This window comes from Methylophaga sp. UBA1464 (assembly GCF_002325665.1).
Taxonomy (GTDB): Bacteria; Pseudomonadota; Gammaproteobacteria; order Nitrosococcales; family Methylophagaceae; genus Methylophaga.
Map to the genome: position 1 here is coordinate 223 of NZ_DCSO01000055.1, position 8,885 is coordinate 9,107.

At 47.0% G+C, this 8,885-nt stretch carries 9 protein-coding genes and 1 pseudogene; 9 read left to right on the forward strand and 1 reads right to left on the reverse strand.

The genetic code is table 11. From position 1 onward, the window contains the following. From B3O33_RS06800 to lpxC, 9 genes and pseudogenes are all read left to right on the forward strand, one after another. Positions 1-114: pseudogene (locus B3O33_RS06800) on the forward strand (cell division protein FtsW); the annotation flags it as partial. After that, on the forward strand, positions 111-1,190 hold the full coding sequence (gene murG / locus B3O33_RS06805) for an undecaprenyldiphospho-muramoylpentapeptide beta-N-acetylglucosaminyltransferase (RefSeq protein WP_292361885.1): 1,080 nt from the start codon (positions 111-113) through the stop codon (positions 1,188-1,190). The pseudogene B3O33_RS06800 and the gene murG, both read left to right, overlap by 4 nt. After that, complete coding sequence (murC, locus tag B3O33_RS06810) at positions 1,183-2,601, forward strand: UDP-N-acetylmuramate--L-alanine ligase (RefSeq protein ID WP_292361886.1); 1,419 nt, start codon at positions 1,183-1,185, stop codon at positions 2,599-2,601. The genes murG and murC overlap by 8 nt, the downstream gene beginning before the upstream one ends. Further along, positions 2,601-3,491, forward strand: a complete 891-nt coding sequence (gene murB / locus B3O33_RS06815; RefSeq protein ID WP_292361887.1) for a UDP-N-acetylmuramate dehydrogenase — start codon at positions 2,601-2,603, stop codon at positions 3,489-3,491. The genes murC and murB overlap by 1 nt, the downstream gene beginning before the upstream one ends. Further along, positions 3,488-4,426: a D-alanine--D-alanine ligase gene (locus B3O33_RS06820; protein WP_292361888.1), complete on the forward strand. Its 939-nt coding sequence runs from the start codon at positions 3,488-3,490 to the stop codon at positions 4,424-4,426. The genes murB and B3O33_RS06820 overlap by 4 nt, the downstream gene beginning before the upstream one ends. A gap of 83 nt (positions 4,427-4,509) precedes the next feature. Continuing rightward, complete coding sequence (locus B3O33_RS06825) at positions 4,510-5,211, forward strand: cell division protein FtsQ/DivIB (protein ID WP_292363258.1); 702 nt, start codon at positions 4,510-4,512, stop codon at positions 5,209-5,211. Then, positions 5,211-6,461, forward strand: coding sequence for a cell division protein FtsA (ftsA, locus tag B3O33_RS06830; RefSeq protein WP_292363259.1), 1,251 nt, complete (start codon positions 5,211-5,213; stop codon positions 6,459-6,461). Before B3O33_RS06825 ends, ftsA begins: the two co-directional genes overlap by 1 nt. 36 nt (positions 6,462-6,497) lie before the next feature. Continuing rightward, on the forward strand, positions 6,498-7,655 hold the full coding sequence (ftsZ, locus tag B3O33_RS06835) for a cell division protein FtsZ (protein ID WP_292361891.1): 1,158 nt from the start codon (positions 6,498-6,500) through the stop codon (positions 7,653-7,655). 71 nt (positions 7,656-7,726) lie between these two features. Beyond that, positions 7,727-8,644, forward strand: a complete 918-nt coding sequence (lpxC, locus tag B3O33_RS06840) for a UDP-3-O-acyl-N-acetylglucosamine deacetylase (protein ID WP_226071202.1) — start codon at positions 7,727-7,729, stop codon at positions 8,642-8,644. Here the strand turns inward: lpxC and B3O33_RS06845 are convergent. Next, positions 8,641-8,885, reverse strand: a 245-nt coding sequence (locus tag B3O33_RS06845) for a hypothetical protein (RefSeq protein WP_292363260.1), incomplete at its 5' end; no start/stop codon positions are given. The genes lpxC and B3O33_RS06845 overlap by 4 nt on opposite strands.

Here is an 8,885-nt window from a genome sequence, read left to right on the forward strand (position 1 = left end):
ATGAGTTATGGCGGTAGTAGTCTTGTCATTGTTTGTGTGGCAATTGGCTTGCTACTACGCGTTGATTTGGAAACACGCCAGCCGGAAAAAGCGTCAGCGAGGGTCAAACGATGACGCGTGTATTGATTATGGCAGGTGGCACCGGTGGACATGTGTTCCCAGCTTTGGCCGTGGCTGAAGAATTGCGAACCCGTTCAGTGGACATTGAATGGATTGGTACTGAGCGCGGTATCGAATCTCGTCTGGTACCTGCGGCAGCATTTAAGTTGAATTTGATTCCTATTAAAGGCTTACGTGGCAACGGATTATTTGGCTGGTTAGTGGCTCCATTCAGAATATTGCGAGCTGTACTGGAATCCGGAAAAGTGATTAAGCGCTTTCAACCCGATGTCGTGATTGGCTTAGGTGGGTTTGCTTCTGGCCCCGGTGGATTGGCAGCATGGCTGTCGGGTAAACCTTTGATAATTCATGAACAGAATGCTATCGCCGGCTTGACAAACCGTTTACTGGCCAAGATTGCAAGGCAAGTCCTGCAGGGCTTTGAAAACAGTTTTACCCAGACAGTTAAAACCAGATGGGTAGGCAATCCCGTACGAAAACAAATAGAACAGTTAGCCGAACCGCAGGTTCGTTACGCTGCACGAACCAAGCAATCAACTAAAGTGCTGGTTTTAGGTGGTAGCCTGGGAGCAAAAAGTTTAAATCAGGTTGTACCTCGGGCGCTGGCAATGCTCAAAACAAAACATGTGATTGAAGTTACTCATCAATGTGGCGACAGCCATTTTACTGATTGCCAACAGGCATATGAACAAGCCGGTGTTGATGGAACGGTGACTCAATTTATTGATGATATGGCAAAAGCCTATGGTGAAGCCGATCTGGTGATATGTCGTGCCGGAGCATTAACGGTAGCAGAAGTTGCAGCGGCAGGGGTAGCGGCCATATTGGTTCCTTATCCATACGCTGTGGATGATCATCAGACACATAATGCCCAGGCATTAAAAGATGCTGGTGCCGCACTACTTATAAACGATTCGGATCTCAATCCTGAAGACCTTGCTGCATCGCTTTTATCGTTACTGGATGACCGAAAACAATTAGAAAATATGGCAATACAGGCAAGAAAGCTGGCAAAACCAGGTACAGCAATGCAGATAGCCGATATCTGTCTGGAGTATGCCCATGGCTAAATTAACCTCAGCAATGCAAAGTCGGGTCAAACACATCCATTTCATTGGTATTGGTGGCGTCGGTATGGGTGGCATTGCCGAAGTATTGTTGAATCTGGGATATCAGGTCAGCGGATCCGATTTGCATGAAAACAGTTTAATCCAGCATCTGCGTCAACTGGGTGCCAACATCATGATTGGCCATGATGCTGAATATCTGAAGGGTGCTGATGTTGTGGTTGTTACAACAGCAGTGAGTACTGACAATGTAGAAGTCATCGCTGCTCGCGAACAACGGATTCCAGTCGTGCCAAGAGCAGAGATGCTGGCTGAGTTAATGCGTTTCAGTTATGGCATTGCCGTGGCGGGCACACATGGCAAAACCACCACAACAAGTTTAACAGCCGCACTGCTAAGTGAAGGTGAGCTGGATCCGACATTTGTTATCGGTGGCCGTTTAAACAGTGCGGGTTCCAATGCACGGTTAGGCACAGGTCGATATCTTGTTGCAGAAGCGGATGAAAGTGATGCGTCATTTTTATATCTGCAACCGATGATCGCTATCGTGACGAATATCGATAACGATCATATGGAAACCTACGAAGGCGATTTTGAGAAACTCAAAGCAACGTTTGTCGAGTTTTTACATCACTTGCCTTTCTATGGTCTGGCCGTGTTATGTATCGACGATGCAGTAGTTGAGAGCATTCTGCCGGAAGTTACCCGTCCTGTAACCACCTACGGACAAGATGCTCGTGCCGATTTCCGAGTCAGTAATCTCAAGCAATATCAGGGACAGAGTGAGTTTACGGTTAACGAATCCCGAAGTGGTGAGCAATATCAGATTCGATTAAATATGCCTGGCTTACACAACGCGCTGAATGCCACTGCTGCCTTATCAGTCGCTCGCAACCTGGGTGTGGACATTGCTGCTTGTCAACGTGGGTTATTGAAGTTTGATGGTGTTGGTCGGCGGTTTAACCTGCTTGGTGAAAAACAAATGCCTCAGGGACAGGTGCTGTTGGTTGATGACTATGGTCATCATCCGACAGAAATTGCTGCCACAATTGCCGCCAGTCGTGGCGGTTGGCCTGATAGGCGTTTAGTGGTGATCTTTCAGCCACATCGTTATACCCGTACCCGAGATTTATTTGAAGATTTTGCCCGCGTGCTTTCAACAGTTGACGTTTTGATTGTGTTGGAGGTCTACCCGGCAGGCGAAAATAAAATTGCCGGTGCAGATGCTCGGAGTTTATGCCGTGCCATCCGTCTGCGTGGTCAGGTTGAGCCGGTATTTGCTGAGGATAAACAAGCCTTGTTTTCAGTGCTTCCCGGTTTGCTCCAGGAACATGATTTGCTGCTGACACTTGGTGCAGGCGATATCGGTGCAATAGCTAAAGAATTGGATAATAAACTTGAGGGGCTGAACTGATGGTCTCCATGTTTACGGCATTACAAGGTGAGTTAAAAACAAATGAGCCTTTATCACAACACACCTCCTGGCGTGTGGGAGGCATTGCTCAGCGGTTTTATCAACCTAAAGATAAACATGATCTGGCCACTTTTTTGCGCCAGCTGCCAGCCAATGAACCCTTGCTCTGGTTGGGGCTGGGTAGCAATTTATTAATACGGGATGGTGGCTTTGCCGGAACGGTGATTAGCACGGCTGGTACCATGCAGGCCCTGGAGTTTGATGGACAGACTGTCACTGCCGAAGTAGGCGTTTACTGCAGTAAAGTTGCCAGACAATCCGCAAAGCATGGATTAAGTGGAGCAGCATTTTTAGCCGGTATACCGGGAACATTTGGCGGTGCATTGGCAATGAATGCCGGTGCACATGGCTCCGAAACCTGGCAGCTGGTAACAGAGGCTACTACGGTAACCCGTCAGGGTGAGCTCAAAAAACGTCCGGCAAGTGACTTTAAAGTGAGCTATCGACATGTCGAGCTCCCGGAAAAAGAATGGTTTGTATCAGCCACACTGGACTTGCAGCGTGGGGATACTGAAAGCGAAACAGCGCTGATCAGACAATTATTGAAAAAGCGCAATGACAGCCAACCGACTAACCAGCCTTGTGCAGGCTCAGTGTTTCGAAATCCGCAAGGTGATTTTGCCGGAAGGTTAATTGAGCACTGTGGTTTGAAAGGGGTGCGAGTAGGGGGGGCCAGTGTGTCATCTAAACATGCCAACTTTATCGTTAATGATGGCTCAGCGAGCGCAGCCGATATTGAAGCCCTGATTAACCTGGTAAGACAACGTGTGGAAGCAGAAACAAAGGTAAACCTGGTACCAGAAGTTCACATTATCGGAGAACATGCATGAGCGACGTAACTTTCAATCCGCAAAAATTTGGTCGGGTTGCCGTGTTATTGGGCGGTCGCTCTGCTGAACGTGAGATTTCATTGAAAAGTGGTCGTGCTGTCATTGCTGCGATGCAGTCAATCGGAATTGATGCTGTCGAAATTGACGTAGATAAATCAGTTAGTGAACGTTTACGTCAGGAAGGTATTGATCGGGCATTTATCATTTTGCACGGCCGCGGTGGTGAAGATGGTGAAATCCAGGGTGTTTTGCAATCTCTGCAGATCCCCTATACCGGCAGTGGTATTACTGGTGCAGTGCTGTCGATGAATAAACGACTTAGCAAACAAGTCTGGCAGGGCCAGGGATTACCAACACCCAAATATATGCAGTTAAATCGCCAATCCAATACGCAACAACTTATTGAAGAATTGGGACTGCCCATTGTGATCAAGCCAGTGAATGAGGGGTCAAGCATTGGCATGAGCAAAGTGAATTCTGCCGAAGCTCTGCAACAGGCGATTGACTTAGCTTTTGACTATGACGATGAAGTGATTGCAGAACAATGGGTTCATGGCGCTGAATACACCATCAGTATTTTAAACGATGAGGCATTACCGGTTATTCGGTTAAAAACGCCCAGAGAGTTTTACGATTTTGAAGCCAAATACCTGGCAGATTCAACAGAATATTTATGCCCATGCGGTCTGACAGAAGCAGATGAAAAGCGTTGTCAGCAGCTGGCAGTGAAAGCATTTAATGCCCTCAATATGTCGGGCTGGGGCCGCATCGATGTAATGGCTGATCAGCACGGCGACTTTTATTTACTGGAAGCCAATAGTGTGCCCGGTATGACAGATCATAGTCTGGTGCCGATGGCTGCACGTCAGGCGGGAATCAGTTTCGAAAATCTGGTTACACAGATCCTGCAAGGCACATTGGAGCTAAAACGCTGATGGCTATCAGAAAACGCCCAACTGCTGGAGCAACACGCACGCGTGTGGTTAAGCCACGTGAACGCGTGAGCTGGAAGATCAAAATGAGAAATATCAGCACCGTATTGGTGTTGCTGACATTGATTGTCAGCACGGTGTATCTGAACAATACCGATACCTTGCCGATTCTGCATGTGACGGTGGAAGGTGAGTTAATAAATACCGAGAAACAGGCTTTGATAGAAGCGGTAACCCCTTACGTTACCGGCAGTTTCCTCGATGTCAATGTAGCGGGAATTCGTCAGGCAGGTGAGGCATTGCCATGGGTAGCCCAGATACAGGTAAGACGCGTCTGGCCAGATACATTGCACCTGATGGTGAGTGAGCATCAGGCGATAGCCCGCTGGAATGAAAACGGTCTGGTGAATACGCGTGGGCAAGTTTTTTATCCCGATAGTGGAAAAATGCCGGAAGGCCTTATTCAATTATTTGGTCCTGAAGGTAACAGTGAATTGATGGCACGACAGTTAGTCACGATCCAGCAGTCGGTGGATAAATTAGGTTTAAGAGTGAAAAGTCTGACCATGGATGAACGTCGCTCATGGCAAGTGAAATTTACTGATGATATGCAACTACAGCTGGGTCGAGCGGCAAGCGAACAACGTTTAGCTCGATTTATTCGGGTATTCGAAGGGCCTCTGGCGAGCTATCGCGAACTAATCGAAATTGTAGATATGCGCTATACCAACGGGCTAGCAGTTGTCTGGAAAAACGGTAAGCAACCTGATTTTAATGGAATTGTGTAATGTCGAAACGAATTGAAAGAGAACTGATTGTCGGATTGGATATCGGAACTTCCAAGGTGGTTGCGATTGTTGCAGCCCCGATTCTGGATGCCGGGCCTAACGAGAATAAGCTGGAAATTATCGGTATTGGTTCACACCCGGCCAGAGGCATGAAAAAAGGTGTCGTTGTCAATATTGAATCCACAGTCCAATCCATCCAGCGTGCGGTAGAAGAAGCCGAGCTGATGGCGGGGTGCCAGATCCATTCGGTTTTTGCCGGTATCGCGGGTAGCCATATTCGTAGTCTGAATTCGCATGGTACCGTTGCTATTCGGGATAAGGAAGTGACCCAGGGTGATTTAGACCGGGTATTGGATGCTGCCAGAGCGGTGCATTTCCCCGGCGATCAACAATTACTGCATGTATTGCCTCAGGAATTCATTATCGATAACCAGGAAGGTATTCGTGAACCCATCGGCATGTCAGGGGTTCGCCTGGAAGCCAAGGTTCATCTGATTACCGGGGCAGTCAGTGCCGCCCAAAATATCACCAAATCTATAGAGCGATGTGGGCTGGTGGTAGATGGCATCATTCTTGAGCAAATGGCTTCCAGTTATTCGGTACTGGAACAGGATGAAAAAGAATTAGGTGTCTGCTTAGTCGATATCGGTGGTGGCACCACGGATATTGCGGTGTTCATTGATGGTGCAATTCGTCATACCGCGGTCATTCCTATTGCGGGTGATCAAGTCACCAACGATATTGCGGTGGCATTAAGAACACCTACTCAGTATGCCGAAGAAATCAAAATTAAATATGCCTGTGCGCTTACCCAGTTGGCACGGGAAGACGAAACCATTGAAGTGCCGAGTGTTGGTGACAGACCACCACGTCAGTTAGCGAGACAGACACTGGCTGAAGTGGTTGAGCCACGTTATGAAGAATTATTAATGCTGGTTCAGGCCGAATTGAGACGCAGTGGCTTTGAGGAAATGTTAGCTGCCGGAGTGGTATTAACCGGCGGCAGTTCGAAAATGGAAGGTGCAATTGAACTGGCAGAAGAAGTCTTTCATCTGCCGGTAAGACTTGGTGTACCACAGCATGTTGGTGGTTTAGTTGATGTAGTACGTAATCCAATCCATGCCACAGGTGTGGGTTTATTACTGTTTGGCAATGAACAAGTGAGTACCGGACACAGTGAATCTGTGATTTCGGATGGTTTTAAAGGAATGCTTGCCAGAATGAAAAGTTGGTTTCAGGGCAATTTCTGAGCAAGCCTTGTTAGTAAATGAAGAGGGGAGAAAATCATGACATTTGAATTGATTGATACATATACAGCAAATGCGGTTATCAAAGTCATCGGTGTCGGTGGCGGTGGCGGTAACGCTTTGGAACACATGGTGGCCAATAAAATTGAAGGTGTGGATTTTATTTGTGCCAATACCGATGCTCAGGCGTTACGTAAAAGTAATGCCACTACGCATTTACAATTAGGTACTGATATCACCAAGGGGCTTGGTGCGGGTGCCAATCCGGATGTTGGTCGTCAGGCCGCATTGGAAGATCGTGAACGCATTATGGATGTGATCCGCGGCGCAGATATGGTCTTTATTACTGCCGGCATGGGTGGTGGAACGGGTACCGGTGCTGCTCCAGTAGTCGCTCAGGTGGCTAAAGAAATGGGCATATTAACGGTTGCCGTGGTGACTAAGCCCTTCCCATTTGAAGGTGGCAAAAGACTGAAAGTCGCTACAGCTGGCATCGAAGAGCTAAGTCAGCATGTAGATTCACTGATTACAATTCCAAATGAAAAACTGCTGAAAGTGTTGGGTAAGGAAATGAGCCTGCTTAATGCTTTTAAATCAGCCAATGATGTACTGCTGGGCGCTGTTCAGGGTATTGCTGAACTGATTACCCGCGAAGGTATGATCAACGTCGACTTTGCTGACGTACGCACAGTTATGTCCGAAATGGGAATGGCAATGATGGGTACCGGTCGTGCTTCAGGTGAAAACCGTGCATCAGAAGCCGCCAGACTGGCCGTTTCCAGTCCTTTATTGGAAGATGTCGATTTGGCTGGTGCCCGTGGAGTACTGGTAAACATTACTGCAGGTCTTGATATGAGTATCGGTGAATTCGAAGAAGTGGGTAATACCATTAAAGAATTCGCATCAGAAGACGCCACAGTAGTTGTGGGTACCGTAATTGATCCGGAAATGACAGATGAATTACGTGTCACAGTTGTGGCGACTGGTTTAGGCGCTGCCAGAGCAGCGGCAGTAAAACCGGTTGAAACAACTGCTTCGCCGCAAATTGAAATTGTCAAGAAACCGATTGATATTGATTATGATGAACCAACTGTTTTACGAAATGGTCGGAATAATGAGCACAAACAAGCGGCTAATGGTGATGTCAATATGGATTATTTAGACATTCCAGCCTTCTTACGCAGACAAGCTGACTAACGTAGATGGTCGAGTAATATAAGCCTATGATATTATTGTCGGATGATTAAACTAGAAGGGGGTAAAGCACCTTGATTAAGCAGCGAACATTGAAAAATGTGATTCGTGCCACAGGTGTAGGATTACACAGCGGTGAAATGGTTTATTTAACATTGCGTCCGGCTGCCCCTAATACTGGCATTATTTTCCGACGAGTCGATCTGGACCCGGTTGTTGAAATTGAGGCCAAAGCTGAAAATGTGGGTGAGACTGCCCTGTCAACCACATTGATTCAAAATGGTCAGCGGGTTTCAACAGTGGAACATTTGTTGTCAGCCTTTGCCGGGCTGGGTATCGATAACGCTTATATTGATCTGAATGCAGCTGAAGTACCCATCATGGACGGCAGTGCCGGCCCATTTGTATTTCTGGTGCAGTCTGCGGGTATTGAAGAACAGTCAGTTGCCAAGCAATTTATTCGTATTAAAAAACCGGTATTACTGGAAGATGGGGATAAGTGGGCTAAATTTGAGCCATTTGAGGGGTTCAAAGTCTCTTTTACTATCGATTTTGAACATCCTGCATTTACTGGCAGACCACAACAGGTTGATGTTGATTTCTCCTCCACATCATTTGTTCGTGAAGTCAGTCGAGCCAGAACCTTTGGATTTATGAAAGATATCGAAAAATTGCGGGAAATGAATCTGGCGCTGGGTGGCAGCATGGATAATGCCATTGTGGTCGATGATTTCCGGGTGTTGAATGAAGATGGTCTGCGTTACGAAGATGAATTTGTGCGTCATAAAGTGCTTGATGCCATCGGCGATTTGTATTTACTTGGCCACAGTTTGATCGGTGCGTTTGTTGGCCATAAATCAGGCCATGAAGTAAACAATCGTTTGTTACGTAAACTTATCGCCCAGGAAGATTGCTGGGAACTGGTTACATTTGAAGAGGATGCAGATGCTCCGATTGTTTTCAGTCGACCTGCTGCGTCAATTGTAAGTTAGGAATCATCAGACGTTTTACCTCGTTTAGCGAGTTTATGCAGCGCTGTTTTGAGCTGACCATCGTCCATTCCGGCGGCGGTCTGAGCAATCAGCGCTGCGTTGTTATTAGAGATATCAATCATATTTGATTTGGCTGGCCGTGCTGGCTGGTAGTTTGGTTTTACCTTGATTTCAGCTCGTTGAATCTGAACCTTCAACTGACTGGAAAACGTTTTACAAATAGTTGCGGAATGAAAACGTA

Excerpts from the sequence above, each read along its gene's own strand:
- murB (WP_292361887.1), top strand. The coding sequence starts at position 2,601 with ATGGTCTCCATGTTTACGGCATTACAAGGTGAGTTAAAAACAAATGAG.
- murG (WP_292361885.1), top strand. The coding sequence starts at position 111 with ATGACGCGTGTATTGATTATGGCAGGTGGCACCGGTGGACATGTGTTC.
- B3O33_RS06820 (WP_292361888.1), top strand. The coding sequence starts at position 3,488 with ATGAGCGACGTAACTTTCAATCCGCAAAAATTTGGTCGGGTTGCCGTG.
- B3O33_RS06825 (WP_292363258.1), top strand. The coding sequence starts at position 4,510 with ATGAGAAATATCAGCACCGTATTGGTGTTGCTGACATTGATTGTCAGC.
- ftsZ (WP_292361891.1), top strand. The coding sequence starts at position 6,498 with ATGACATTTGAATTGATTGATACATATACAGCAAATGCGGTTATCAAA.
- ftsA (WP_292363259.1), top strand. The coding sequence starts at position 5,211 with ATGTCGAAACGAATTGAAAGAGAACTGATTGTCGGATTGGATATCGGA.
- murC (WP_292361886.1), top strand. The coding sequence starts at position 1,183 with ATGGCTAAATTAACCTCAGCAATGCAAAGTCGGGTCAAACACATCCAT.